Raw genomic sequence first — 26467 nt, 5'->3', positions numbered from 1 at the left:
TTTGTTTCCCGGCGGCCTTTTTGATGCGAATCGGAGCCGACCTAGAAGCGGTACGCCAAACTTACTCCGAACAGGTGGGCGTCGCCGTCCTCGAAGTCGGCGGTTTCGGACGTGCCGCCGCTGACGTAGATCGTCGCGCCCTTGCGGTCGTTGATGAGCAGGTAGGTGTAGCCCAGGTCCACGCTCCAGGCTTGGTCGTGCCAGCCCAGGCCGGCGCAGAAGAGTTGGCGGTCGTTGGCCGGGACCATGTAGTCGGCCCGCTCGGTGCGAATGGGCGTCTCGTCGTAGACGTAGCCCGCGCGCAGGTCCCAGGCCGGGGTCAGGGCGTATTCGGCGCCGATGCCCAGGCGCCAGGTGTCCTGCCAGTCCTTGAGGGCGGCGCCGGTCGAGGACCCGTTGATGCTGATGTCGAGTTCCTCGTACGAGGACCAGCCCGTGCGTGTGACGTCCACTTCGAGGCTCAGCCTGTCCATGGGGGTGATGCACATGCCCAGGGACCAGGAATCGGGCAGGGTGATCTCGCCGTCGGCGTCACCGTTCAGGGATGGGATATCGCTGTCGGCCTCGCCGCGCGGGTGCACGTCGATGGCGCTGCGGTACATGAGCCCCAGCGACAGCCAGTCCGTGGGCGCGTACCAGGTGGACAGGTTGACGCCAACGCCCACGTCGTCGCCCTGGACCTTGAGGTCGTAGATGCTCGCGACCTTCTTTTTTTGCGTGAACTCGAAATAGTTGGCCTCGGCGCCAACGCCGATGGACCACGTGTCCGTCAGGCGCATGCCCAGGACCGGGGTCAGGGACACGCTCTTGATGCTCGCGAAGTAGACGCTGTCGTTTCCGGCCCAGTTCTCGTCGAACTCCGTGCCCAGGCCGAAGCGGTTGAAGGCGCCGACCCCGAGCCAGTAGCGCTCGCCCAGCTGCGTGACCGCATAGGCGTGCGGCAGCAGCCACACGTTGGATTCCCCGTCGCAGCTCTCCTCGCCTTCGATGGACACGGTGGCCATGGGAGCCACCCCGACCAGGCCGGTCATGACCTGCGTGCCGTTCAGGCCCGTCATGGCCGCCGGGTTGGACGCCACCGCGGACGCGTCGGGCCGCCTGGCCATGGTCGTTCCGCCCAGCGCGATGCCACGCGCACTCCACTCATAGACGGCGAATCCGGCCGCCAGCACCTGCTGTCCCGTCAGCAGCAGCGCCAACACGACAGCGGCAACAACTTTCCCCATTGTTCCTCCTCATCTGCCAAGGTTCATGCGCGACCGGCCGGACGCGCGACAACCTCGGGCCCATAAGCCCTTTTGTCTGTCATCTCAAGGACAAGTGGAAGAGCGTGCGCTCAATCCGGCGCGTTCAGACCATGCACGCTCTTGGGAGAACCCAGGGTATGCGGTGGCTCACGGCATTGAGTGTGTGCCGGCACTTCTATGCATTGGGGCAAACGGGCCGAAGTCGCGAACCTGCCAGCAACGCCGGCCAGATAGGCCATGGCGGCCCGACCCGATGACATCCCTGCGGGAGAACGATTTTTGCTTCCAGAGCTGATTGGCCCGCAATGCGGCAACATCTTCCTGCAAACGGAGGCGACATGAGAATCGACGGCGCCGCGTCAATCGCCGACATGTATCTTTCCGGCCGGACCCACACCCGCGCCGCGGACACGGCCCGCACGGCCCGGGGCGACACGGTGACCCTGTCGTCCGAGGCCAAGCGGCTGCTGGAACACTTCCGCACCATGCAGTTCGAAAAGGACAAGGACGCGTCCGCCGGGTCCGATTCCGGGCAGGCGGCCTCCCTGGCCTATTCCGCCGGACGGGTGGAAGAAGGCGCACCGGCAGGAAGCTCCGCAGTTTCCGTCGCCGGTGCCGGCGCAGGCGCGTCGGGCGGCTCCGGGACGGGCAGCCAGGTCGAGGACATCAGGAAGCGCATCAAGGACCTGATGGACAAGGTCAAGCACATCATGGACAGCGATCTGCCGCCCGAGCAGAAGCAGACCGCGGCCGCGCCATATCTGCAGCAGATCCAGGAACTGCAGCAGCAGTTGCAGGAACTGATGGAGGCGGGAAAGGAGTGATGCGGGACAGGGGACGGTCTCGCCGCACTGTCCGGGGCCATTTGGCACATAGTGTTTCACTTTTCGCGAGGATGGGAGCAGGGTGATCGGCGGCCCGACCTGCCTTGCCCTGAATGTCGAAGATGGCGTTGATCATGCGTGATATTTGCGTCAAAATTCAACGCTGATCGAGAAATGACCGACATCCGAGTCAACGGGGGGCATCGCGATGAAGTGGTGTCTGGCCTCGTGTCGGATGATCTTCGTGTGACACTATTTTTTCATCGGGAGAACCATGCTGATCCACTGGCACATCGATCCGGTCATCGTTTCCTTCGGGCCTTTCGCCCTGCGTTGGTACGGCCTGCTGTTCGCCGCGCCGTTTCTGGCCGGACTGTCCTTTTTCAGGCGCGTTTTCCGTGAAGAGGGGATTGCTGAATCGAACCTCGACCGGCTGCTGTTGTACGCCGTGCTCGGCACGGTCATCGGGGCGCGGCTGGCGCACTGCCTTTTTTACGACCCGCAGTACTATTTCGCCAACCCGCTGAAGATTCTGGCCATCTGGGAAGGCGGGCTGGCCAGCCACGGCGGCATCGCCGGGCTGGTCTGCGGGTTCTGGCTGGCCGCGCGGAAGTTTTCCCCGCCGGTTCCCCTGCTGTGGCTCCTCGACCGGCTCGCCCTGCCCGGGGCTCTGGGCGCGGTCTGTATCCGGCTCGGGAATTTCATGAATTCGGAGATCGTCGGCAAGCCCACTTCGGGGTCGTGGGGCGTGGTCTTCGACCTCGTGGACCAGGTCCCACGGCACCCGGCCCAGCTCTACGAGGCGGCCGGGTATCTGGCGACCCTGGGCGTGCTCGTCCTCCTGTACGCGCGGCTTGGCAGGCGCACCCCCCTGGGCCTGCTGACCGGGTGTCTGCTGACCCTCGTCTTCCTGGTGCGCATAGTCGCGGAGTTTCCCAAGGAGCCGCAGGCCGTTTACGAGGCCGGGCAGGCCTTCAGCGTGGGCCAGTGGCTGAGCGTGCCGTTTCTCGCGCTGGGCATCGGGCTGGTCGCGTACGCCGTGAAGCATCCGCAGACCGCTGCCGGCATGAAGGAGCGGCGCAAAGGGAAGCGGTGACACGGCCGGCGCGTCCCTTGGAATGCCGGCGGAGGACTGCGATGTGCGGAAATTGTTCGACTTCGGCTCGGGCCGCATCGTCAGGGAGTTCCGGGTGAATCTGCCGCAGGCGTTGTGCGAGGGTAGCGAGACGCTGCAGATTATCTTTCATCATCCGCCTGCCGGCGGGTCAAGACGGGATGCGCGGGGTCTGAGCCAGGCAATGGGTGACCTCATCCGCTTTCATCCGGCCTGCGGATTCAATCCGGCCGACCCCACAATGTCGACAGCGGCGCGGCCAGCAGATTCGGCCCCAGGGACAGCGTTTCCGTCCCGTCGTAGAGGATCACGCCCAGACGCATCCTTTCGCCGGCAACGGCGCAGAAACGCTTGAGCCCGCGCAGGTCGCGCTCGGTGACCGTGGCCGCGGCCTTGATCTCACTAAAGTGATTTCGCCTTGGGGATTTTCGATGACAACATCCACTTCATACTGAATAATTTGGATTTTTGTTTGTGATAATTTGGAATTTCAGGCGTGATGATTTGGAATTGAAAGTGTGATTTGTTGGAAATTTGATCGTGATGAATCAGGCTGTTCGGAAGGCCTGTCCGCCACTGGGCGGCAACCGGTGCGGGCTTGCACCTGTAGGACGTCGTGTCTGCGTTGCATGGTTCCCGTGGGCTGAAATGAAAAACGCCGTTCCGGTTGTCCGAAACGGCGTTTTCAGTGGCGAGGCGTCGCGGCCTTGCGGGCTCGGCGCCGGCCGATGTCAGTAGCGCTTGAGTTCCTGCTTGGCGAGCACCCTGTACACGCCGTCGCCACCCGCCGGATGGACGAGGAGCGTGGAGCGGCCGTCCATGCAGATGGTCTTGAGCTGATCGGAGATGGCGATAGGCGCGTCGCTGTGCACTGCGGCACCGTCCGGCGTGCGGATGGACTCTACCGATTCGAAGGCCAGGATCCTGTCCGCGGTCACGACTTCGCCGTCGCGGCCGAGGTGGAACCAGCCCCGGAAGCGGCCGTCGTTGCCCCACAGCCTCAGGCCGATGCCCGCCAGGGCGCCGATGACCCCTCCGCCGGTGCCGCCGTGTTCGGACAGATGCACACCGAGCTCTCGCGCCAGGGCGTAGGCCTCGGCCTTGGTCAGGACCTCCTTCTTGGCGCGCAGCCCGAAGGAGATGAGGGCTTCCCTGGTCCCGTTGAGGGGTTCTGACGCGACGCACAGTCCCGGGTCGGAGCCGGGCGCGCTGTGCCGTTCCAGAAAGGCGCTCAGGAATTCGACGTACTTTTCACCCGGCACGTCCGTGTCGGCCGTGAATACCATGGAACTGTTGTGGGAGGTGTAAGGGATGTCCGGGTGCACGAAGAGCTGGTGCCTGGAGATCTGGGAATACCGCCCCCAGCCCATGCCCGTCATCTCGCGACAGGCGTCCTCGACCAGCCAGCCGGTGCCCTTGCTTTCCAGATTGTCCGTGTCGTCCATGCAGATGATGAGCTTCATGACGCAGCTCCTGAATTGTTTGGGTTGGTTGGGAGAAGTCCGCGGGCCTCGAGCTTGGTCAGCAGAGCCGGCACGGGCAGGGCGCCCAGGGCTCCGAAGACCATGCCGCTTCCCGTCTTGATGGCCGTGCTGAGCATCAGGACCTGTAGGTCCATGCCGACCATCCATTCCGAGAACAGCGAGACAGGGGCCCTGGCCCCGGCCGCGAGGAATCCGGCGAAGGCGAAGGCCAGCAGGTTTTTGCGGCTTCGACGCAGGAACGGCACGCAGAAATCCACGACCAGGGCGGGGAGGACGTAGCTGACGAGCCCCAGGGGCCCCAGCTTGCCGCTGCCCGTGAACATGCCCAGCAGCCCGGCCATGACCGCCGCCATGGTCGCGCTCCAGGGCTTGCGGACGCACAGGGCCGCCAGCAGCAGAAAGAGGATTAGGAAGAACATGGAATGTCCCGGCATCTTGAGATTGAGGCGCAGCAGGAGCTTTGTGGACAGGATCAGCAGGGAGCAGAAGCCCAGGAAGAGGGATTCCTGCAGGGTGAAGCCGAACATGTGGTTACGCATGGGGCGCTCCGGATTGTGGTGATTGCTGCGGGCCGGGCCAGACGGTGCGGTCGGGATGCAGGCCGTACCAGCGGCAGTGCGCGGCCAGGGCGATGTCCCGGGCCAGGGCCAGGCTGGTCACGATGGCCGGCAGACAGATGACGCGCACCAGCGTGCCCCAGTTGACGGGGGTCAGGAGTTCGCGGGGCAGGATGCGGGCCCCGCGCAGCACCTGGCTTTCGTAGGTCTGGACCGTCACGCCCCACAGGGTGGGGAAGAAGAAGACGCAGGTCGAGAGCACGAAGCCCATCCGGGCTGGCAGCACGCGGACCAGCAGGCGGGCCATGTCGCCGTGGTGCGTGGTCCGCATCAGCAGCACGCCGGGCAGGACGAGCAGGACCAGTCGATACGCGACCCTCGCCCCTTCCGGCAGGCTCTGCGGCCCGTAGCGAAGCAAATAGAGGGCCAGGACCAGTCCGACCTGCCAGACGAAGACCAGAACGAGGCGCTTCCAGGGGTGCCGGTGCGCCCCGGAAGCCACGGCCAGGGCCGCCGTGCCGAGGGTCAGGACCCACAGGCTCCAGGGGCCGTGCCAGAGCATGGCGGCCAGGGCTAGGCCGAGGGCTGCCGTCATGCGGGCCACGAGATGAGTCTGCTTGACCCGCTGAGTGTGTCGGGATGCGCCGCTCAGCATGGTGTCAGCCCCGTGCGGTCGAGGCGGTGGATGCTGTGCGCCCCGTGCGTTGCGGGCCTGCGGTGCAGGGCGCAGACGACGGATGTTCCGCCGCGGCAGAGGGTGTGCAGGATGTCCCAGACCCGGGCCGCGCTGGTGGGGTCGAGGCCGACGAAGGGGTCGTCGAGGAGGAGCAGTTCGGGCTCCACGGCCAGGACCGAGGCCAGGGCCACGAGATGTTGCTCGCCGTGGCTCAGCAGGAAAGGCGGGCGCTGCGCGAGGTCCGACAGGCCCAGCCCGTCCAGGATCTCCAGCGCTAGTTCGAGGCGGCGCGCCTTGGGTAGCTTCCGGTATTCCAGGGGAAAGGAGACTTCCTCCAAGACCGTGTCGGCCGTCAGTTGCCGGGCCGGGTTCTGGACCAGCAGGCCGACCCGCCCGCGCAGCTTCGCCGGAGCCGGGGGCAGGCCCAGAACTTCGGCCGTTCCCGACGACAGGGTTTGGAAACCTGTCAGGCAGCGCAGGAGAGAGGTCTTTCCAGATCCGTTGTCACCGTGGATGATGGCGATTTCGCCTTTTCGCAGCGTGAAATTCAGGTTGTCCCAGATGCGCCTGTCGCCCAGTTCAAGGGACGCGGACGAAAGGCGCGCCATGAAGGGAGTATCGGCAAGCTGCGGCGGGCTCGAAAGCGGGACCGGGGCCGGGTGGACGACGTCGCGCAGGGTTGCGTCGGCGATGCCGAGGGTGCGTTGGATGACTGTGAGCGCGATGGGGTCGTGTTCGCATAGCACGACGCTGCCTCCCGCGGCCAGAAAATGTCCGAGAAAGGCGTCGAGGGCTTCGATGCCGGGCTGGTCGAGCTGGGCGCAGGGCTCGTCGAGGAGCAGGACAGACGGGTCCATGACCAGCATGGAGGCCAGGAGAAGCTTGTACTTCTGGCCGACGGACAGCGTGCCGACGGGACGGTCCAGGGTCACTTCGGCGGCGCCGAGCCCGACGCGGGCCATGGCCTGCAGCATGCGGCCGGTCATCTCGGCCGGCGTTACGCGCAGGTTCTCCAGCCCGAAGGCCAGTTCGGAGCCGATGTCCGGGCAGAGGAGCTGCGTGTCGGGGTTTTGCAGGATAAGCCCGATGCGACCGGGCAGGGCTTCGGACACGGGGTGGCCGTCGAGCAGGACCTTGCCGCCGGGACCGGGGGGATGCAGCCCGGCCATGGTCCGCAGCAGCGTCGATTTGCCACTGCCGGTGGGGCCGGTGATGCAGAGGCATTCTCCGGGGCCGACGTTGAGGTCGACCCCGGAGTAGAGCGGGCCGGCGATGCCGGCCGCGCTGACGTTTTGCAACGTGAGGTTCATCAGAAGACGTAGTCGATGCCGCAGTACAGCGTCCGGCCGGGCCGGGGGAAGCCGTAGCTTTCCTCGTAATCCTCGTCGAAGAGGTTGTTGACGCCGGCGTAGACGCTCAGGGCCTTTTCCAGAAAGGCATGGCTCAGCTTGAGATCGACCAAAGTGAAGTCGTCCATGCGCTTCTTCAGGGTGGCGTCATCGTTGTACGTGTACTGGTTGGCCACGTACTGGAGTCCTGCGTACAGGGTCGTGCCGAAGGGGCAGGTGTATTTGCCTTCCAGCGAAACAGTGTCACGGGGACGGTATTGCAACTCATCGCGTTCGGAGCCGTCAGATTTGTCCTCGGAGTCCAGATAATTGTATGCTGTCCTGATCCAAAGCGAGTCGAAGAACGTGTTTTCCAGTCCAACTTCAAAACCGTGAAATAGATATTCTTCAAAATTCGTGTAGGTTTCCTTTTTCGGTTCAAGAATGGTCGGAGTCGCAACCTTTTCAATCATGTCCTGCGCTTCGATCCGGTAGACCGATCCGCTGAAGATCGTCTTGAACGGTAGCTCCTGGGTCAGGCCGATTTCGAAATGCTTCGCAACTTCGGGCTCTAAATCCGGGTTGCCGGATGCGGAGTCGAAAAGGTTCCGCACTGAGGCGAAGCGCACCTTGCGGGCGTGGTTGGCGGAGAGGGTCGTGCCTTCGAAGGGGCGGTAGCTCGCGCCGAGGAGATAGGTCCAGTCCGTGGCCGTTTCTGATTCGGGGCCGGTCTGGGCGACGTAGCTGCCACCGGCGACCAGGGTCACCTGATCGATGGGAGTGATGGTGTATTCCAGTCCGGCCGAGTATTCCTGCAGATCCTGGTTCACACCGATGTCGGTCTTCTTGCCTTTAGTGTTCGTAGAGAACCCAGATTCGTCCCAGCTTTGATTTTCGCCGTTGAGGGCGGTCGTAAGGACGCCGAGTACATCGAAGTCGTAGCTGGCGCGGAGGGATGCGCCAGCTACGCTGCTTGTGGAACGACTTTTGCCGTTGATAGCGTCGTATGTGTCGTCTTTGAAGGTTTTGGTCAGTTCGTTACGCTGGTTCGCGTATACGGCCGTGTCGAGAGACAGGGGGAAATCGAACTCGTGGCGAAGGTTGAACTGGGTGCCCACCTCGCTGTAGTCCTCCAGGCGTTCGTACTTGGCCGTCTTTCCGAAGGGGTCCTTGCTGTCGGTGATGACGGACGGCGGCTTGCCGTAGCTGCCGCCGCTGTAGGAGAAGACTGCGCCGAGCTTGGTGCTGTCGCTGATGTTGTACCCGCCGTTGAAAAAGGCGCTGTCGCGGTCACGGTCGCTGTTTTCACGCTTGTCGGAGTCTTGCGCCGCATTCCGGTCGAAGTCGTCGGAAATCGGATATGCTCCGGAATTGAGGCTGCTCACGCTGCCGAAGAAAAATCCCTTTTCGCTTCCGCCGGACAGGGAAGCCTTGCCAAGGTAGGAATCGACCTCCCCGGCCCGTACGCCCACGGAACCGTGCATGCCCTGTTCGCCGCCCTTGGTGATGATATTGATGACGGCGGCGGTTCCGCCGGCCCCGTAGAGCACGGAACTGGCGCCTTTGGTCAGCACGATGCGGGCGATGTTCTCGGCCGGGATGGAGGCCGGGTCGAACTGTCCGTCGTAGGTGGACTGAAAGGGCGTGCCGTTGATGAGCAGCTTGATGTGGCGCGTGCGGAAGCCACGGACGTCGATGCGCGGGGTGCCGTCGGCCGCGGTGCGGATGTACACGCCCGGCAGCATCTCGATGGCTTCGTTGAGAGTGGTTGCGCCGCGCATCTCGATGTCTTCTGCCGTGACCTCGGCGACGTTGGTCACGTCTTCGACGCCGGGCTTGTCGGATTTGACAACGATTTCACCCAGGACATATTCGGCCTCCTGGGCGGATGCCGGATGTGCCAGGACCAGGGCGAGGAGAAGCATGAAGACCTGCTGGAATCGGGTCATGGGAATCCTCATGTGTAGGAAGTTGAAGATAGGGTCCTTTGCCGGAAGATTTTATTATGTCTGCGTAGGTATATTTAGGAAAAATTTTAGTCAATACGGACACATATGTCTTTTATGGCATAATATATGGCGCGCGTTCACGATCAGCTGCATCCAGGATGTGGACGCGTCAAAAGATATCCCGGTGAGAGCGGATGTGCACGACATCTGGCTTTTGTCGGCAAGGAAAACTTTATGAACGCACAAGAAACCCGCACCCTCGGCCGCGCCCTGTGGCGATTGGTGCGTTTCGCCCGGCCCCATGCGCGGCGTATCGCCTTGGGGCTCGCGGCCAATGCGGGGGCGCGGTTTTTTGATCTGCTGCCCATGATCGTGGTCGGCCGGGTGGTGGACACGGTGTCCGTGGCCCTGCGGGACGGGCAGGCCCTGGCCGAGACTGATTTTCTCTGGGCCGGGCTGCTGGTGCTCGGCACCTTCGCGGGGCTGGCCGTGTTCCAGAGCGTCAGCGACTACACCCTGGACAGCGCGGCGCAGATGATCCGGCACGACCTGCGCGTGGAACTCTACACCCACGTGCAGCGCCTCGACGTGTCGTACTTCGAGTCCCGCCAGACGGGCGACATCATGGCCGTGCTGGCCGGGGACGTGGACAACCTGGAGCGCTTCTTCTCGGACACGTCCACGAGCATCGTGCGCCTGTTCATCACCTTCACCGGCATCTACGGCATCCTCTTCTGGCTGGACTGGCACCTGGCGCTGCTCCTTTTGGCGCCAATGCCCATCGCCGTCTGGGCCGTGCGCTTCTTCGCCACCCGCGTCTCGCCCCAGTACCGCACGGCGCGCAAGGCCGTGGGCGAGATCAACTCCATCCTCGAGAACAACCTGCAGGGCATGCACGTCATCCAGGCCTACTCGGCCCAGGACCACCAGACGGGCCGCATCCGCCAGCGCTCCGAGGAGTACCGCGACGCGGCCGTGCGTGCCGCCCTGGAGCGCTCGCGCTTCGTGCCCCTGCTCTACGGCGTGGCCGGCATGGGTTACGCCCTGCTCATCGGGGTGGGCGGCTGGATGACCTTCTCTGGCATCGGCCCAAGCGTCGGCGACTTCACGACCTTCGTGCTCCTGGCCATGCGCCTCATCCTGCCGCTCTTCGTCTTCGGCATGCTCATCAACCAGATCCAGCAGTCCGAGGCCTCGGCCCAGCGCATCACCGAGATCTTCGACACGGCGCCCACGGTCCGTGACGAGGCCTCCGCCGCTCCCCTGCAGGGCGCGCTTGAACGCGTCGAGGTCCGAAACATGTGTTTCGCCTATCCCGGCCGCGACAAGGTCCTGTGCGGCATCGACCTTTCCCTGGAGCGGGGCAGGGTCCTCGGCGTGGTCGGGCCCACGGGCGCGGGCAAGAGCTCCCTGGCCAAGCTCATGCTGCGCTACTACGACCCCATGGGCGGCGAGATTCTGGTCAACGGCCGGCCTCTGGCCTCGGTGCCCCTCGACAGCTGGCGGGGCCGCATCGGCTACGTGTCCCAGGAGGCCTACCTCTTCCACGGCACAGTGGGCGAGAACATCCGCCTGGGTTCGCCCAGTGCCGTGGATGACGACGTCCGGCGAGCGGCGCGCCTGGCCGGGGCCGCGGAGTTCATCGATGCCTTGCCCGACGGGTACGGCACCCTGGTCGGGGACCGCGGCATGAAGCTCTCGGGCGGCCAGCGCCAACGCATCTCCCTGGCCCGGGCCATCCTGCGCGACCCCGAGTTCCTCATCCTCGACGAGGCCACCGCCAGCGTGGACACGCGGACCGAGGAGGTCATCCAGAACAATCTGAAGGAGCTGCGCGGCGACCGCATCACCCTGGCCATCGCCCATCGCCTGTCCACGGTGCGGCAGTGCGACGAGATCGTGGTCATCGTCGACGGCGTCATCGTGGAGCGCGGGACCCATGCCGAACTGGTCGGCGCGGGCGGCGTCTACGCCGGGCTGTGGCAGGTGCAGAGCGGGGAATAGGGGTCAGGCGCGGATATTGCAACTCACTGGCAAAGCCATGTGCGCGCGGCGGGTGTGACGGTTTCGGTCAGCGCTGCGTATATCTTTTGTGAAGGAAATGAAGCCGTTGGCCTGGGAGTGTACGCCCGCCCGATTGGCTTCCCGCATGGCGGAGAGGGATGTTTGTCCGGAAAAGGTGGATTTTTGTCCGCCGGCAGGCGCGCCTGCAAGGAGTCGTTATGAAGTTCGTATCTGGAATGTCGTTTGTTCGCCGGTACCGGTTCGCGTTCGCGCTGTTCGTAGTCTCTTCCCTGCTGAGCTGCGGGGCGGCCTTTGCCGACAAGGTGTTTGTCGAGAACGATGTCGTCATTATCGGGAAAAATTTCGTGATCTCGACGCCCTACGATGACGGCGTCGTGCTCGAAAGCAAGAAGGGCGCATTCGCGCCCACGAAATTCTTCGGCGCGGAAGGTACCGCGGCCATGCTCTTTCTCTACAACAGGATCACCCGCGACATGGGGGTGGATCTGGTCATGCATACCTACAAGGGCAGGATCGACCGTAGGGCGGCCGAAGAAAAGGTCGATGCCGTGCTGCGTTTCTACCGCGACAACGAACTGATTTTCAAAAGCAGATTTGTGGAGCAGCCCGCGACGAAGATCGGCATCTGCCGGTTCAGGGTCTGAACGGCCCTCTCCAGGCTGCTCAAGCCCGTTGACCTGAAAGGCGCGCAGCACTGCGCTGCACAAAAAAACGCCTCCTGCCGATACCGGCCGGAGGCGCTGTCTTTTCTGCGGAGTCCCGTATTTTTCAGTACTTGATGGCCGAGAACCGCATCAGCTTGTCCCACTGGTGGGTGGAGGTGATGCGGCGGATGGTGCCGGTCTTGCCGCGCAGGACCAGGGAGTGCGTGGTCGCGCCCGTGCCCGTGTAGCTCACGCCGCCCAGGAACGTGCCGCCGGAGATACCCGTGGCCGCGAAGAAAACGTTGTCGTCGCGGATCAGGGTGTCCGTGGTCAGGACCATGTTCAGGTCCAGGCCGAAGTCCAGCACGTTCTTCCTCTCGTCCTCAGACTGCGGGTCGAACTTGGCCAGGATCTCGCCGCCCAGGGCCTTGATGGCGCAGGCCGCCAGCACCCCTTCGGGCGTACCGCCGGTGCCGAACATCATGTCCACGGACGAGGTCGGGTCCACGGCCATGAGCGCCCCGGCCACGTCGCCGTCGGTGTGCAGTTGGATGCGCGCGCCGGCGGCCCGGATCTGGGCGATGAGGTCCTTGTGGCGGGGCTTGTCCAGGACGAAGATCATGAGGTCCTCGACCTTCTTGCCCAGGGCCTTGGCCGCGGCCTTGAGATTCTGGCCCACGGGCGCGTCCATGTCGACTACGCCCTTGGCCGGGGCCGGGACCACGAGCTTCTTCATGTAATAGCTCGGGCCCGGGTTGAACATGGTCCCGGCCGGTGACAGGCCGACCACTGCGATGGCGTTGGGCCGGCCGTAGGCCAGGAGGTTGGTGCCCTCCACCGGGTCCACGGCCACGTCAACGGCCGCGCCGCGGCCCGTGCCGACGTGCTCGCCGTTGTAGAGCATGGGGGCCTCGTCCTTTTCGCCCTCGCCGATGACGATGCGGCCGTCGATGTCCAGGGTGTTGAAGGACAGGCGCATGGCGTCCACGGCCGCGCCGTCGCCCTCGTTCTTGGCGCCCTTGCCGAGCCAGCGGGCCGAGGCCAGGGCCGCGGCCTCCGTGACCCGGACCAGGTCCATGGCCAGGTTGCGTTGCGGTGCTTCCATCATTCCTCCGGACATCACTCGCCCTTGATGAACGCGATGAGGTTCGCGGCCGTGAAGCCGTACTTCTCCTTCAGCACGCCCGCCGGGGCCGAGGCGCCGAAGTGGTCGATGCCCCAGACTTTTCCGTCCAGGCCAACGTACTTGTACCAGAGGTCCGAACGGCCGGCCTCGATGGCCACGCGGCGCGAGACGGAGCGGGGCATGACGGATTCCTTGTACTCGGCGCTCTGTTCGTCGAAGAGCTCCATGCTCGGCACCGAGACCACGCGGATCTTCATCTCCGGCAGGGCCTTGGCGGCCTCAACGGCCAGGTGCACCTCGGAGCCCGAGGCCAGGAGCAGGGTCTCGGGCGCGGTGCCTTCGGGGTCGCGGACCACGTAGGCGCCCTTGGCCACGTGCGCCTCCAGGGGCTGGGGCAGGTCGAGGACCGGCAGGCCCTGGCGGGTGTAGACGAGCACCGACGGCCGGGACTTCTGCTTCAGGGCCACGGCCATGCAGGCCGTGCTCTCGCGGGCGTCGGCCGGGCGCAGGACCAGGAGGTTCGGGATCAGCCGCAGGGAGCTGACGTGCTCGATGGGCTGGTGGGTCGGGCCGTCCTCGCCGACGAAGAAGGAGTCGTGGGTGAAGACGTGCAGGACGGGCAGGTGCTGCAGGGCCGACATGCGGATGGCATTACGTTCATAATCCGAGAAGACCAGGAAGGTCGCGCCGAAGGGAACGATGCCGCCGTGCAGGGCCAGGCCGTTCAGAATGGCGCCCATGGGGAACTCGCGCACGCCGAAGCAGAGGTTGCGGCCCGTGGGGTTGGTTGTCGCGTTGAAGATGCCGGCGGTGACGCGGAACTTCTCGGTCTGGTTGGACGGGTCGAGGTCGGCCGAGCCGCCCATGAGGGTCGGCAGCTGCTCCATCATGGCGTTCAGGCTGGCGCCGAAGGCCTTGCGGGTGGCCACGCTGGCGCCGGTCTCGAACTCGGGCCAGGTCAGGCTGCGTTCGCACGCGGGCTGCGTGGCGTTCTTCCACTTGTCGGCGAAGGCCGGGTCGGCCAGCTTGGCGGCCAGGGCCTTGTCCCAGGCGGCGCGGCTCGCGCTCAGGGCTTCGAAGCGGGAGCGGAAGTGGGCGAGCACGTCGGCGGGCAGGTGGAACTCCTCGTCCGGCAGGCCGAGCTTGGCCTTGGTGGCCTTGATCTCGGCCTCGGGCAGGGGCGAGCCGTGGGTGGACTCGCTGCCTTCGAGGGTCGCGCAGCCCTTGGCCATGGTCGTGTGGCCGATGATGATGGTCGGCTTGGCCGTCTCGGCCTGGCCGGCCAGGATGGCCTGGCGGATGGCCTCGTGGTCGTGCCCGTCGATCTCGATGACCTGCCAGTGCATGCTCTCGAAGAGGGCCTTGTAGTCCACGTTGTCCACGCGGCAGGTGGGCCCGGCCAGCTGGATCTTGTTGCTGTCGTAGTAGGCGATGAGCTTGCCCAGGCCCCACTGGCCGAAGAGGGCGGCGCTGCCGAGGAAGATGGGCTCCTGCACGTCGCCGTCGGACACCAGGACGTAGGTGTGGTGCCCGGCGGTCTCGGCGTCGAGGTAGGCGCGCAGGAAGGTCTCGGCCACGGCCATGCCGCCGGACATGGCGAAGCCCTGGCCCAGGGGGCCGGTGGTGGCCTCGACGCCGTCGGTCATGTCGTGCTCGGGGTGCCCCGGCGTCTTGCTGCCGAACTGGCGGAAGGCCTTCAGGTCATCGACGGAAAGGATGCCGCGCAGGGTCAGCAGGGCGTAGAGCAGGGCTGACTCGTGGCCGGCCGAGAGGACGAAACGGTCGCGGTTGAACCACTTGGCGTCCTTGGGGTCGAAATTGAGGAATTCCTTGAAGAGGACGTATGCGTAATCCGCCGAAGACATGGCCCCGCCGGGGTGGCCGGAGTTGGACGCGCGGACCGTGTCCATGATCAGGCCCTTGATGACGTTGACGGACTTGAGATCGATCTGTGAAGCGTTGGTGGTCATGGTGTTTCCCGTGATATTCTCAAAAAATGCGCGGTTAGGGTTGATGTGGGGAGTCGATGAGGTCCACGCGGCGCTGGTGGCGTCCGCCCTCGAACCCGGTGGCCAGGAAGGCGTCGGCGATGGCCTTGGCCAGGTCCACGCCAATGATGCGCTCGCCCATGCACAGGACGTTGGCGTCGTTGTGCATACGGCTCATGCGCGCCATGTACTCGTTGGCGCACAGGGCGGCGCGGATGCCGGAAAAGCGGTTGGCGGCCATGGACACGCCGATGCCGGAGCCGCAGATGAGGATGCCCAAGGCCTGGCGGTTCAGGACCTCGCGGGCCAGGTTGCCCGCGATGAGCGGGTAGTCGCAGCTGTCGAGGGAGTGGGTGCCGACGTCCACGGCCTGGCAGCGGTCCTTCAGGTGTTCCATCAGGATGTTCTTGAGGCCGAAGCCGGCGTGGTCGGAGCCGAAGACGATGGTGCGCATGCTATTTGCCCTCTCCGCTGCGGTCCCGGACGTATTCCGCCCTGGTCGCCTCCAGGTCCTTCTCCAGGTGCGCCAGTTCCTCGCGCAGGAAGGCGATCTGCTTCAGGGTCAGGTCGTTGTCGCTGGTCTTGGGGTCGAAGGCTTCGCCCTTGGCCTGGCTTTCGGTGAAGCTCTTGCCCAGGTTCTGATATTCCTCGGCCAGGCGCTTCTCCATCTGCCGGATTTCCCAACGCCGGAAGCCCCTGATGAAGACCCATTTGGTCTCGCTGAACAGGAGCCTGAATCCGGCGGTGACGGGTTTGACGATATCTGCGAGCATGCACTCCCTCCGATGTTTGATCAGTTGTACTGGGGTTTGGTCGTGATGCGCATCCACTGCACATCCTGGGGCAGGGTCAGGTCCAGGTCCGAGGAGCGCCAGTCACCGCCGGGCTCCAGGGATTTGACCCGGAGCACGGCCTTGCCGTCCCTGGGGGAAGAAAAGGTGTACCTGTCGTAGAGCTGGCGGTCGGGGAAGGCCGGCGAGGCGTAAGGCTTCTCGCAGGTCAGGGTCCAGCCGCCGCGGCCCGTGAGTTCGAGGGTCTGCAGGTCCTCGGAGGCGACCATGCGGGTCACCGCGCCCTGGGCGAAGGTGAAGCTGATGCGGCCGTCCCGGGTGCCCTGCACGCTGGAGTATTCGCCGCCGAGAACCGGAGCCAAGTCGCCGGTCAAGAGGCTGCCGATCTGCTTGGCGTTGAAGGGCACGGGGATCTCGAAGAGCCTGAGCCCGGCTTGGGCGCTTGGGTGGTGGTAGGCCTTGTTCTCAGAGGGGATGTAGGCCAGCCAGAGTTCCGGGGTCTCGCGGATCATGGCCACGGAGGCGCCGGTGCCCGAGGCGAGGTCGAGCCGCACGAGGCTGGCGGCGTACCCCCAGAGCTGGCCGACCAGCCTGCCGTTGCGCTGCGGGGTCTCGATCTGCAGGGAGAAGCGGGCCGTGACGCGGTCGGTCTCCGAGGTGAGGGGGCGCAGGACGGACCAGACGCGGGATACGGCCTCGGGGTCGCGGACCGGGATCTGCGGCGCGCAGCCGATCATGAAGGAAAGGAACAGGGCGGCCAGAAGGGGTGTCAGCGTTTTCGGCATTTTTGTATGTGTCATCGTGTCCGGCCGGTTTCATTGAGTTTTGCGCGCACGGCCTCGGCGTTGTCCCCGTTCAGCTCCAGGGAACGGGAATAGGCCTTGCGGGCCTCGGCCGTGTAGTTCAGCGCGCGGGCGATGTCTCCGTAGTGTTCCCAGATGACCGGGTCCGAGTCCACCAGCTCCACGGCGCGCTTGATTTCCGCCCAGGCCAGACGCAATTTCTTCTGCTTGAAATAGACCCAGGCCAGGGAGTCGACGAAATAGCCGTTGTCCGGCTTGACCTGCAGGGCTCCCTGGACGAGCAGCAGGGCCCGGTCCAGGTCCCGTTCCTGCTCGGCCAGGCTGTAGCCCAGAAAGTTCAGGGCGTCGGCGTGTTCCGGGTCCTTGGCGATGACCCGCTCCATGATGGCCATGGCCTGCGCCCGGTCGCCCATGCGGTCGTGGACGAGGCCCGTGCGGTAGAGGATGGTCAGGTTGTCGGGCCACTGCTTTGCGGCCAGGCTCAGCACGTCCAGGGCCTGCTCGAACTCGTTCTCCCGTTCGTGCAGCTCGGCCATGACAATGCGGAATTCGGGCTGCTTGGGGAAAAGGCCGATGGCCGTTTGGCAGAGCTGCCGGGCGCCGTCCTTGTCACCTCCGTGGTAGAGGAGGTGGATGCGGAAGATCAGGCTGCGCTCGTAGTGCGGGTGGTTGACCGGGATGGTCTCCAGGTATTTCACGGCCTGTTCGGGGTTGTCCCGCCCTTCGTATTCGAGGATGGCCAGGTAGAAGAGGGCGTTTTCCGGGATGGGCCGCTGCTGGGCCAGAGGGTCGAGGAGCTGGGCCGCGTGGTCGTAGAAGGCCAGGTTCAGGAACAGGTTGGCCGCTTCCAGGGTCAGCGGCAGATCGTCGCTGAATTGCTGGACCAGGGCCAGGGACTTGTCGGGGTTGTTGAGCTTGAGGTTCAGGTCCACCAGACGGAAGACGATCTGCTGGTTCTCGATGCCGGCGTCGAAGAGTTGCGAAAAGACGCGCTCGGCATCGACGTAGTTCTTCTGGGCCTCGTAGGTCAGACCCATCTCGATCCAGGCGTCGTAATATTCGGGGTCGGCGGCCACGGACTGCTGGTAGGCGGCGATGGCCTTGTCGTAGAGTCCCAGCCCGAAATATCCCTTGCCGAGGAGAAAATCCGTGGTCGGCGTGACCTTGTCCACGGGGATGGCCGACAGGCGGTCGACGGCTTCGCCGTAATTCCCCTGCTCCATGCGGTACGCGGCGGCCTCGTGGGCGAGGTCGAGGAGTTCCGGGTGCTTCTTGCGGTAGTCGTCGAGGACGAGGACTGCGTCGTCGTACCGGCCCTGGGCGGCGTAGGTCTTGGCCAGGGTGCTGAGCAGAAGCTCGGATTCGGGGTATTTGTCCAGACCCTGGCGCAGGAGCAGCAGGGCGTCCGCGAAGCGCGAGGCGCGCCAGTAGAGGTTGCCCAGGTCGATGTAGAGTTCCGGGGTCGGTTCGATGGCCACGGCTTTTTCCAGGGCCTGGATGGCTTCATCAGGCCTCTGCTCCTGGAGCAGCTCGCGTGCGGCGAGATAGGAATAGATGGCCTCGGCTTCGGCCGACGGGGCCGGTCTGGAAGGCTGGGAGGGGGCCTCCGCCGACTGGGCGCGGGAGTCCGGCGCCGCCGGATGGGCGGCGCACCCGAGCAGGGCGGCCAGGAGGACCGGGAGCAGAAACCGTATGGCAAGGGTGATGATCATGGAATGAGGCGTCCGGAACAGTCATTTTTCTGGCAAAATGTCTGTATTATCAGATAGATTTTTCTGCCCATGTTCAGGCCGAGCTCGATGAACTCCGGCCCGTAGATCTTGCCTGCCGGGGTTCTGAACGTGTTCTGCACCGCAGCGACCATTTCGAGGCCGGCCGGGAACTTGTCCAGAATCTGCTCCAGGGTCCATTCCTGGTAGTTGCAGATCTCCCACAGCGTAGTCATGAAATTGTCGGGCCCCCAGCGGAACTTGTCCGCGTCATAGAGGGCGTCGGCCAGGAGCTGGGTCCGGTCGTGGCCGAAATCCATGGGAGGGGAGAAGGCTTCGTGGCAGCGCACGGCCGAGGCGATCATCTGCTTCTCGTCGTCGGTAAGCGGGTAGTCGCGCAGGATCATCAGGGACAGCTCGGCGCCCCGCGAGGCGTGCTCGCCCTCCAGCCGGCAGGTGTCGTGCAGCAGGCCCGAGAGCATGGCCATGAGGGCCAGCCGCCTGGCCGCGTCGAAACCCAGGGCCTTGGCCTCCCCGAGGACGAGGGCCGAGGCCTCGATGGCCACTTTCTTTGAGTGCTCGATGCCGTGCCCGAACTCGTCGTTCAGGAAGGGCAGCACGTCTTCGCGGCAGCGCAGGACCATGGGGTGGGAGAAGAACGTGTCCCTGGCGGAGGCCAGCTCGGCGCTCATGGCGGTGTAGAAGCTGGGCAGGGATTCGGGCGTGACCGTGGCGCTCTCCTGCTTGATGCGGCGTAGAATCTCATTCTTCATGTTCGATCCACTCGGCGGAAAAGTCCTGGATGGTGCTGGACATCTGGTTCTTGATCTTCTGCAGGAGCCTGGCCTCGATCTGGCGCACGCGCTCCCTGGTGATGCCGTACTTGTCGCCGATCTCGCGCAGGGTGATGGGCGTGTCGGCCAGAAGGCGCTGCTCCAGGATGTCGAGCTCCTTCTCGTTCAGCCCGTCCCGGATGGCCTCGATGTTGTCGTGGATGAGCACGCTGATCTCGTCGGCGGCCATCCTCTCCTCGATCCCGGCCTCCAAGGCGGGGATGAAGTCCATGGGCGTGAAGCTCGAGTCGTCGCCGATCTTCATGTCCAGGGACACGTCGTGCTGGCCCAGACGCTGGCCCATCTCCACGATGTCGGCCTCGGAGACCTGCAGGTTGTCGGCCAGGGTCGAGGTGCTCGGGTCGAAGCCCTGGGCCTGCAGGCGCTGGCGCTCCTTGCCCAGGTTGTAGAACAGCTTGCGCTGGGCCTGCGTCGTGCCGATCTTGACCATGCGCCAGTTGTCCATGATGAACTTGAGGATGTAGGCCTTGATCCAGAAGGACGCATAATAGGAGAACTTGATGCCCTTGTCGGGGTCGAACTTCTGGACCGCCTTCATGAGCCCCACGTTGCCCTCCTGGATGAGGTCCAGGACATTCTTCATCCAACGCCGCTGGAAGTCCATGGCGATCTTGACCACCAGCCGCAGGTTGGAGGTGATGAGGATGAAGGCCGCCTGATCCTCCTTCTCGTCGCGGTAGCGGCGCGCGAGGTCGAACTCCTCGTCGGGCTCCAGGGCTCTGAATTTCTTGATCTCCTGGAGATAGATGTGCAGCGGGTCGAGGGTGGCCACCTCGCGCCGGGCAGGCGCGGCCAGCACCAGCGGGCCGGCGGTCAACGGGGGCGTGTCTTCGAGCCCGTCGTCGCCGTCATCTTCGTCGATGTCTTCGATGACCTCGACGGGTTCCGCTTCGAACTCCTCGTCCAGGGTTTCGTCTTCGAGTGGCTGTTTGAACTTCATGATGGTGCGCGTTTAGGGGCGATCCTTAGGCGTCTGAGGCCGAAAATGAGGAGAAAACCGGTATCCGGGGGGACGCTTCGAGTACGAGGGGGCGCCGAATCACTCCGCTATTTCAAAGTCTGCAATCATAGAGTTTTTGTTTGTCCTTTTCAATGATTTTCAGTAGGGCACTTCGTTCAAACCGGTGCCGACACGGCCGTGACGCGAGGTGTACAATGCGCGATTTTCGCCGTTCCCTGAAGGACGGAAACATACTGATCTTCGACGGAGGCATGGGCAGCCTGCTGCAGCGCCGGGGGCTCAGGCCCGGCCAATCCCCCGAGGAGTTCGGCATGGCGCGTCCGGAGGTCGTGTCCGCCATTCACGGCGAGTACGCCCGGGCCGGCGCCCGTGTCGTAACCACCAACACCTTCGGCGCGACCCGCCACAAGCTTCCCGCGGGCCTCGACGTCTTCGAAGTCAATGAGACCATGGCCCGGGCCGCGCGTCAAGCCGTGGGCGAGGGCGTTTTCGTGGCCGGCAGCGTGGGCCCCACGGGCAAGATGGTCGAACCCCTGGGCGACATCACTTTCCGAGGGCTCGTCGAAATTTTCAAGGAGCAGATCCGCGGCCTCGTGGCCGGCGGCGTCGACCTGATCCTGGCCGAGACCCAGTTCGACCTGGCCGAGGCCCGCGCCGTTGTCGTGGCCGCGCGCGAGGTCTGCGACCTGCCCGTGGGCGTCAGCATGACCTTCGAGGGTGGCGTCAGCCTGACCGGCACCAGCCCCGAGGTCTTCGCCCGCACCATGGAGAACATGGGCGTGGACCTCATCGGCTCAAACTGCAGCGCCGGCCCCGAGGAACTCATCCTGGTGGCGCGCGCCATCCTCGCCTCCTGCTCCGCGCCCGTGCTCATCGAACCCAACGCCGGACTGCCCGAACTTGTCGACGGCGCCACGGTCTTCCGCCTGCCCCCGGACCCCTTCGCCGCCACTGTTTCCACTCTGGCCGCCGACGGCGTGGCCTGCCTGGGCGGGTGCTGCGGCACCACGCCCGAGCACATCAGGGCCCTGTCCGCCCTGTGCGGCGACCGGCCCGTGGCGCGTCCGGCCTTCGAGGACCGGCCCTGCCTGACGGTCACCTCGCGTTCGGTGGCCGTGGACTTCGGTTTCGACCGCCCCTGCCGCATCATCGGCGAGCGCATCAACCCCACGGGCAAGGCCGAGCTTGCGGCCCAGCTGCAACGGCTTGAAACCCGCCAGGTCCTGACCTTCGCCGAGGAGCAGATCGTCGCCGGCGCCGACCTGTTGGACGTCAACGTCGGTGCGCCCATGGTCGACGAGACCCGCATGCTGCCCCTGGCCGTGCGGGCCCTGACCAGCGCCCACGCCGCGCCCCTGTGCCTGGATTCAAGCAACCCCGACGCCATCCGCGCCGCCCTGGAGGCCTACCCCGGCTCGGCCCTGGTCAACTCCATCAGCGGCGAGGCCGAGCGCATGGAGACCCTCGGCCCCCTGTGCCGCGACTACGGCGCGCCCTTCATCCTCCTGCCCCTCAAGGGCCGCAAGCTGCCCGTCACGGCCTCCGAGCGTCTGGCCATCATCGAGGAACTCCTGGCCAAGGCCGAGGAACTGCGCATCCCGCGCCGCCTCATCCTGGTCGACGCCCTGGCGCTGACCGTGTCCTCCAAGCCCGAGGCCGCCAAGGCCTGCCTGGAGGTCATCCGCCACTGCCGCGAGCGCTGGGGCCTGGGCTCGACCATGGGCCTGTCCAACATTTCCTTCGGCCTGCCGGCCCGCGACCTCATCAACTCCACCTTCCTGGCCATGGCCATGGGCGCGGGCATGACCTCGTTCATCGCCAACCCCAACACCGCGCGCCTGCGCGAGAGCCTGGCCGCGGGCGAGGTGCTCCTGGGCCGCGACCGCCAGGCCTCGTCCTTTATCGCCGCCTATTCCGGCTGGACCCCTGGCGCCTCCGCCGGGCCCGCCGTGGCCGCGACCGCCGAGGAGGAGGGCAGCCCGGTCTTCACGGCCGTCATGAAGGGGCAGAAGGACCGCATCGCCGATCTCCTGGCCGGGCGCATCGCCGAAGGCGCTGACCCGTTCGCCCTGGTGGACGGCGAGATGATCCCGGCCATTGCCAGGGTCGGCGAAAAGTACGAGAGGAAGGAATATTTTCTGCCGCAGCTCCTGCTGTGCGCCGAGACCATGCAGACGGGCTTCGACTCCATCCGCCACCTGCTGGTGCGCGAGGGGCAGGAGGCACGCGACACCGTGGTCATGGCCACCGTCGAGGGCGACATCCACGACATCGGCAAAAACATCGTCTGCCTGATGCTCAGGAATTTCGGCTACAACGTCGTGGATCTGGGCAAGGATGTCGCCGCCGCCGACATCGTGGCCGCAGCCGTGGAGCACGGCGCGTCCGTCATCGGCCTTTCGGCCCTCATGACCACGACCATGGTGCGCATGGAGGACACCGTGCGCCTGGTGCGCGAGCGCGGGCTCACGTGCCGGGTCATGGTCGGCGGGGCCGTGGTCACGCGCGCCTACGCCGACATGATCGGCGCCCACGGCTACGCCGACGACGCCGTGGCCGCGGTGCGGGTGGCCACGCAGCTGTGCGCCGAGGTCCGGCAGGGCTGACATCACTTCGACATCACGGGATCGTACATGGAAAAATTCGTACTCAGAAAGGCGACCATCGCCGACGTCAAGGCCATCCACAGGCTGCTCATGGACTGCGCCACCAAGCGCCTGCTCCTGCCGCGTTCCTTCGGGGAACTCTATTCCCACCTGCGCGACTTCATCGTCGCCGAGGACAGGCAGACGGGCGAGGTCGTGGGCTGCTGCGCCCTGACCATCACCTGGGAGGCCCTGGCCGAGGTCCGCTCCCTGGCCGTGGCCGAGAGCGCCCAGGGCCAGGGGCTGGGACGCAGGCTGGTGGAGTTCTGCGTCAGCGATGCCCTGACATTCGGTGTTTACAAGGTCTTTGCCTTGACCTATCAGGTCGCCTTTTTCCAGAAGCTGGGATTTTCCGAAGTGAGCAAGGACATTCTGCCCCAGAAGGTCTGGGCCGATTGCCTCAAGTGCCCCCAGTTCCCGGAATGTGACGAAGTGGCCATGATGATTGAATTGTAAGAGAGTGGAGTGCTCATGAAATTCGTCCAGCTTTTCGACCGGAACCAGATCGAGGCCCGCGCGCACGAACTCGGTCGTCAGATATCCGAACATTACGGGGATGAGCCCGTGGTCTGCGTCTGCGTACTCAAGGGCGCCTACGCCTTCTTCACGGACCTGATGCGCAACCTGACCATCCATCCGAGCATGGATTTCGTCCGCCTGTCGAGCTACGCAGACCAGACCTCGCGCAAGTCCAAGATGGTCTTTTCCAAGGACATGGAGATCGACATCAAGGACAAGCACGTGCTCGTCGTCGAGGACATCGTCGACACGGGGCATTCCATGCAGTTCCTAACCAGGGTCCTTGAGGCCAGGGGGCCGAAGTCCATCAGGATCGCGGCCATGATCGACAAGACCGAGCGCCGCGAAGTCGACATACGGGTCGATTTCGTCGGTTTTCCTCTGGATAAAGGCTATATCGTCGGCTATGGGCTTGACTACGCCGAGCAATACAGAGAACTTGACGGCATCTACGACCTCAAGTTCTCCGAAGCGTAGTCCTTTAGCCAGATTGACCTTTTGCAAGGACAGGCCATGATCGTTCAATGCCCCGAGTGCACGACAAAATACAATCTCGACGAAAGCAAGATCGGCCATGACGGCACCAAGGTCCGGTGTACGCGCTGCAAGAGCGTCTTCACCGTTTTCCGCCCCAAGCCTGCCGAGCCGGCGCAGCCGCTAGCCCCGGCGCAGGCGGCTCCGGCCGCTGCCGCGCCGAAACCTCCTGTCGACGATTTCGCCGATGACGGCTTTGGCGACGTTTTCAAGGATGCGCCGGCCGCTGCCGCGCCGAAACCCGCGGTCGACGATTTTTCCGATGACGGGTTCGACGACGTTTTCAAGGATGCGCCTGCCGCTGCCGCGCCGAAACCCGCGGTCGACGACTTTCTTGAAGACGAGTTCGGCGACATGTTCAAGGATGCGCCCGCAACTCCCGCCCCAAAACCCGCACCAAAGCCTGCCGTCGACGAGTCCCTGGAGGACGAACTGGAGGCGCTGCTCGACGCCGGAAAGGCCAGGGCCGCGTCCAAGCCTGCCGCCAAGGATTCCATCGAGGACGATCTGACGGCCATGCTCGAGGAACGGATGGCCAAGGCCGCCCCCTCGCGGCCCGTGGACAGGGAGATGCTGGCGGACCTCGAAGGCGCCTTCCAGCAGCCCCTCGTCGGTTCCGCCGACCGCGACCCCCTGCGCGACGAGGACGCTCCCGTCGCCAAGGGCAAAAAGTCCGGAAAAACAGGACTTGTCCTTGGCCTGCTCATGGTGCTGCTGGTCTGCGCCGGCGCCGGCGTCTATTTCTTCCGTCCGGCCCTGTTGGGACTCGGGACCGAGCCCCCGGCGACCCCGGCCGCCTCGGGCGCCGCGCCGCGCGAAGGCGCGGCCCAGATCGCCTTGGAGAACGTGAGGCAGTACTTTGTGCCCAACGAGAAGGAAGGACAGCTCTTCATCATCGAGGGCAAGGCCGTGAACCGCTTCCCCGAAGCCCGCGAACTCATCCGCCTCAAGGCCTCCCTGTTCGACAGCCAGGGCAAGGATGTGGCCTCCCAGGAGTTCATGTGCGGCAACGTGGTGTCTCTCTACCAGCTGCAGGTGTCCTCCAAGGCCGACATCGAGGCGGCCCTGACGGCCAAGGTCGGCATCCTGACCAACAACACCAATATCCAGCCCGGGGCCTCGGTGCCCTTCATGACCGTCTTCTTCCACGCGCCGGAAACGGTGGAGGAGTTCGGGCTGGAAGTGATCCAGTCGACGCTGCCGCAGCAATGACAACCAACCCGAACCCCACGAGGCAGGCTCCGGCCTGCCTTTTTTATTGCCCATGAAGACCAGGACCGCTTACGTCTGTTCGGCCTGCAAGGCCCAAAGTCCGCGCTGGCAGGGGCAGTGCCCCAAGTGCCAGGCCTGGAACACCCTCGAACCGGTCCAGGTGCAGTCCGTCCAGGGGACGGCTCCGACCGCGAATCGCCCCGTGGACCTGCGCGACATGCCGCAGTTCCAGGAAGACCGCATCAGCACCCACCTTTTGGGCCTGGACCCGGTTCTGGGCAGCGGCTTCGTGCCCGGCGGCGTCATCCTCGTGGGCGGGGAGCCCGGCATCGGCAAGTCCACGTTGCTCCTGCAGGTCGCCTCAGCCATGGAGAACTCCGGCAAGGCCGTGATCTACGTCTCGGGCGAGGAGTCCCTGTCCCAGATCCGCGGCCGGGCCGAGCGCCTGGGCATGCTGGGGGGGCGGCTCACGGCCATGGCCTCCAACCAGGCCGAGGACATCCTGGCCTGCATGGAGGATCGGCCGGCCCTGGTGGTCGTGGACTCGGTCCAGACCATGGTCTCGTCCAAGGCCGAGGGGTTGCCCGGTTCCGTCAGCCAGGTCCGGGCCGTGGCCACGGCCCTGGTGGAACGGGCCAAGCAGACCGGCGTGACCGTCATCCTCGTCGGCCACGTGACCAAGGACGGGCAGATCGCCGGGCCAAAGCTCCTGGAGCACATGGTCGACACAGTCCTCTATCTGGAGGGCGACAAGGAGCATCTTTTCCGCATCCTGCGCGTGGTCAAGAACCGCTTCGGCCCGTCCAACGAGATCCTGCTCTTCGAGATGAAGGAGCAGGGCATGAGCGTCATCGAGGACCCCTCGACCTTCTTCCTGCAGGCCCGGGACACGGCCCTCTCGGGCACGGCCCTGGTCATGTCCATGGAATCCCAGCGGCCCTTCGTGGTCGAGGTGCAGGCCCTGGTCACGCGGACCTTCCTGGCCTTCCCGCGGCGCACGGCCCTGGGCTTCGACTCCAACCGCCTGCACCTGCTCATCGCCGTCATGGAGAAGCGCCTGCAGGTCAACCTGGGGCAGGTCGATGTCTACGCCAAGGTCGGGGGCGGGCTGCGCATGAAGGACCCGGGCCTGGACCTGGGCATCGTCGCGGCCATCCTGTCGTCGCTCTACGACAGGCCGCTGCCCGAAGGCGCGGTCTTCTGGGGCGAGGTGGACCTGAACGGTCAGATTCGGCCCGTCACGGGACACGACGTGCGGCTGAGGCAGGCGGCGAACCTGGGGTATGCGCCCATGGTGCATCCGCGGGCCGGGGCCAAGGGGGACGGGTGGTCGAGGATTTCGGACGTGCAGCGGATGCTGTTCGGGGAACTGGGGAAGAAGTAGGAAGAGGGGCGAGCTTGGGCGGCCGCTGTCCGGTCCGGGTCCGGGCGGGGGGCGCCTAAACTTCCTCGCCGGCCTCGTAGAGCCCAACCGTCG

General features: G+C 65.1%; 23 protein-coding genes. 9 read left to right on the top strand and 14 right to left on the bottom strand.

Translation table 11 applies throughout. From position 1 onward, the window contains the following. Window positions 1-41: 41 nt before the first annotated feature. Window positions 42-1226, bottom strand: coding sequence for an OmpP1/FadL family transporter (locus ACYQ3G_RS12385; protein ID WP_459826120.1), 1185 nt, complete (start codon window positions 1224-1226; stop codon window positions 42-44). 359 nt (window positions 1227-1585) lie between these two features. Here ACYQ3G_RS12385 and ACYQ3G_RS12380 point away from each other — a divergent pair, with 359 nt between their 5' ends. Both ACYQ3G_RS12380 and lgt read left to right on the top strand, forming a co-directional pair. Next, window positions 1586-2071: a FlxA-like family protein gene (locus ACYQ3G_RS12380; RefSeq protein WP_459826119.1), complete on the top strand. Its 486-nt coding sequence runs from the start codon at window positions 1586-1588 to the stop codon at window positions 2069-2071. A gap of 274 nt (window positions 2072-2345) precedes the next feature. Then, window positions 2346-3167: a prolipoprotein diacylglyceryl transferase gene (lgt, locus tag ACYQ3G_RS12375; protein WP_459826118.1), complete on the top strand. Its 822-nt coding sequence runs from the start codon at window positions 2346-2348 to the stop codon at window positions 3165-3167. Between the two features lie 749 nt (window positions 3168-3916). On the opposite strand, the gene ACYQ3G_RS12370 is transcribed toward lgt, so the two are convergent. Genes ACYQ3G_RS12370 through ACYQ3G_RS12350 form a run of 5 tightly spaced genes read right to left on the bottom strand, consistent with a single transcriptional unit; the run spans window position 3917 to window position 9179 of the window. After that, window positions 3917-4648: a hypothetical protein gene (locus tag ACYQ3G_RS12370; protein WP_459826117.1), complete on the bottom strand. Its 732-nt coding sequence runs from the start codon at window positions 4646-4648 to the stop codon at window positions 3917-3919. Beyond that, window positions 4645-5208 carry an ECF transporter S component gene (locus ACYQ3G_RS12365; RefSeq protein WP_459826116.1) on the bottom strand — a complete coding sequence of 188 codons (564 nt, stop codon included), beginning with the start codon at window positions 5206-5208 and terminating at the stop codon, window positions 4645-4647. Before ACYQ3G_RS12365 ends, ACYQ3G_RS12370 begins: the two co-directional genes overlap by 4 nt. After that, the gene (locus tag ACYQ3G_RS12360; protein ID WP_459826115.1) at window positions 5201-5821 is read right to left on the bottom strand and encodes an energy-coupling factor transporter transmembrane component T family protein; all 621 of its coding nucleotides are present in this window, start codon (window positions 5819-5821) and stop codon (window positions 5201-5203) included. Before ACYQ3G_RS12360 ends, ACYQ3G_RS12365 begins: the two co-directional genes overlap by 8 nt. 53 nt (window positions 5822-5874) lie before the next feature. Beyond that, a complete protein-coding gene (locus tag ACYQ3G_RS12355; RefSeq protein WP_459826114.1) occupies window positions 5875-7212 on the bottom strand; it encodes an ABC transporter ATP-binding protein in 1338 nt (445 codons plus the stop codon). Then, entirely contained in the window at window positions 7212-9179 is a 1968-nt protein-coding gene (locus ACYQ3G_RS12350; protein ID WP_459826113.1) for a TonB-dependent receptor plug domain-containing protein, read from the bottom strand. The genes ACYQ3G_RS12355 and ACYQ3G_RS12350 overlap by 1 nt, the downstream gene beginning before the upstream one ends. A 234-nt stretch (window positions 9180-9413) precedes the next feature. Here ACYQ3G_RS12350 and ACYQ3G_RS12345 point away from each other — a divergent pair, with 234 nt between their 5' ends. Beyond that, window positions 9414-11183, top strand: coding sequence for an ABC transporter ATP-binding protein (locus ACYQ3G_RS12345; RefSeq protein WP_459826112.1), 1770 nt, complete (start codon window positions 9414-9416; stop codon window positions 11181-11183). 158 nt (window positions 11184-11341) lie between these two features. Further along, entirely contained in the window at window positions 11342-11848 is a 507-nt protein-coding gene (locus ACYQ3G_RS12340; RefSeq protein ID WP_459826111.1) for a hypothetical protein, read from the top strand. Window positions 11849-11972: 124 nt separating this feature from the next. On the opposite strand, the gene glpX is transcribed toward ACYQ3G_RS12340, so the two are convergent. The 8 genes from glpX to ACYQ3G_RS12300 are packed head-to-tail and all read right to left on the bottom strand — an operon-like array spanning window position 11973 to window position 20059. Further along, the gene (gene glpX, locus ACYQ3G_RS12335) at window positions 11973-12953 is read right to left on the bottom strand and encodes a class II fructose-bisphosphatase (RefSeq protein WP_028576103.1); all 981 of its coding nucleotides are present in this window, start codon (window positions 12951-12953) and stop codon (window positions 11973-11975) included. 14 nt (window positions 12954-12967) lie between these two features. Next, window positions 12968-14944, bottom strand: coding sequence for a transketolase (gene tkt / locus ACYQ3G_RS12330; RefSeq protein WP_459826110.1), 1977 nt, complete (start codon window positions 14942-14944; stop codon window positions 12968-12970). A gap of 34 nt (window positions 14945-14978) precedes the next feature. Next, the gene (gene rpiB, locus ACYQ3G_RS12325; protein ID WP_459826109.1) at window positions 14979-15416 is read right to left on the bottom strand and encodes a ribose 5-phosphate isomerase B; all 438 of its coding nucleotides are present in this window, start codon (window positions 15414-15416) and stop codon (window positions 14979-14981) included. 1 nt (window position 15417) lies between these two features. Further along, window positions 15418-15735, bottom strand: a complete 318-nt coding sequence (locus tag ACYQ3G_RS12320; protein WP_459826108.1) for a hypothetical protein — start codon at window positions 15733-15735, stop codon at window positions 15418-15420. A 20-nt stretch (window positions 15736-15755) separates the two neighbouring features. Next, window positions 15756-16538, bottom strand: coding sequence for a hypothetical protein (locus ACYQ3G_RS12315; RefSeq protein ID WP_459826107.1), 783 nt, complete (start codon window positions 16536-16538; stop codon window positions 15756-15758). An 11-nt stretch (window positions 16539-16549) separates the two neighbouring features. Then, complete coding sequence (locus ACYQ3G_RS12310) at window positions 16550-18268, bottom strand: tetratricopeptide repeat protein (RefSeq protein ID WP_459826106.1); 1719 nt, start codon at window positions 18266-18268, stop codon at window positions 16550-16552. After that, window positions 18265-19038 carry an HD domain-containing protein gene (locus ACYQ3G_RS12305; RefSeq protein ID WP_459826105.1) on the bottom strand — a complete coding sequence of 258 codons (774 nt, stop codon included), beginning with the start codon at window positions 19036-19038 and terminating at the stop codon, window positions 18265-18267. Before ACYQ3G_RS12305 ends, ACYQ3G_RS12310 begins: the two co-directional genes overlap by 4 nt. After that, the gene (locus tag ACYQ3G_RS12300; protein ID WP_028576110.1) at window positions 19028-20059 is read right to left on the bottom strand and encodes a sigma-70 family RNA polymerase sigma factor; all 1032 of its coding nucleotides are present in this window, start codon (window positions 20057-20059) and stop codon (window positions 19028-19030) included. Before ACYQ3G_RS12300 ends, ACYQ3G_RS12305 begins: the two co-directional genes overlap by 11 nt. A gap of 215 nt (window positions 20060-20274) precedes the next feature. Between ACYQ3G_RS12300 and ACYQ3G_RS12295 the strand changes: the two genes are divergently transcribed. From ACYQ3G_RS12295 to radA, 5 genes are read left to right on the top strand one after another with little or no spacing between them, the layout of a single operon-like run. Then, on the top strand, window positions 20275-22686 hold the full coding sequence (locus ACYQ3G_RS12295; RefSeq protein WP_459826104.1) for a homocysteine S-methyltransferase family protein: 2412 nt from the start codon (window positions 20275-20277) through the stop codon (window positions 22684-22686). A gap of 27 nt (window positions 22687-22713) precedes the next feature. Continuing rightward, a complete protein-coding gene (locus ACYQ3G_RS12290) occupies window positions 22714-23181 on the top strand; it encodes an N-acetyltransferase (RefSeq protein WP_459826103.1) in 468 nt (155 codons plus the stop codon). Window positions 23182-23196: 15 nt separating this feature from the next. Further along, on the top strand, window positions 23197-23721 hold the full coding sequence (gene hpt / locus ACYQ3G_RS12285; protein ID WP_028576113.1) for a hypoxanthine phosphoribosyltransferase: 525 nt from the start codon (window positions 23197-23199) through the stop codon (window positions 23719-23721). Between the two features lie 36 nt (window positions 23722-23757). Next, window positions 23758-24990, top strand: a complete 1233-nt coding sequence (locus ACYQ3G_RS12280; protein ID WP_459826102.1) for a DUF3426 domain-containing protein — start codon at window positions 23758-23760, stop codon at window positions 24988-24990. 52 nt (window positions 24991-25042) lie between these two features. Further along, window positions 25043-26374 carry a DNA repair protein RadA gene (gene radA, locus ACYQ3G_RS12275; protein WP_459826101.1) on the top strand — a complete coding sequence of 444 codons (1332 nt, stop codon included), beginning with the start codon at window positions 25043-25045 and terminating at the stop codon, window positions 26372-26374. Window positions 26375-26467 lie beyond the last annotated feature (93 nt).

It is taken from the genome of Desulfomicrobium salsuginis (assembly GCF_054657795.1).
This window is presented reverse-complemented; position numbering and strand designations above follow the sequence as displayed.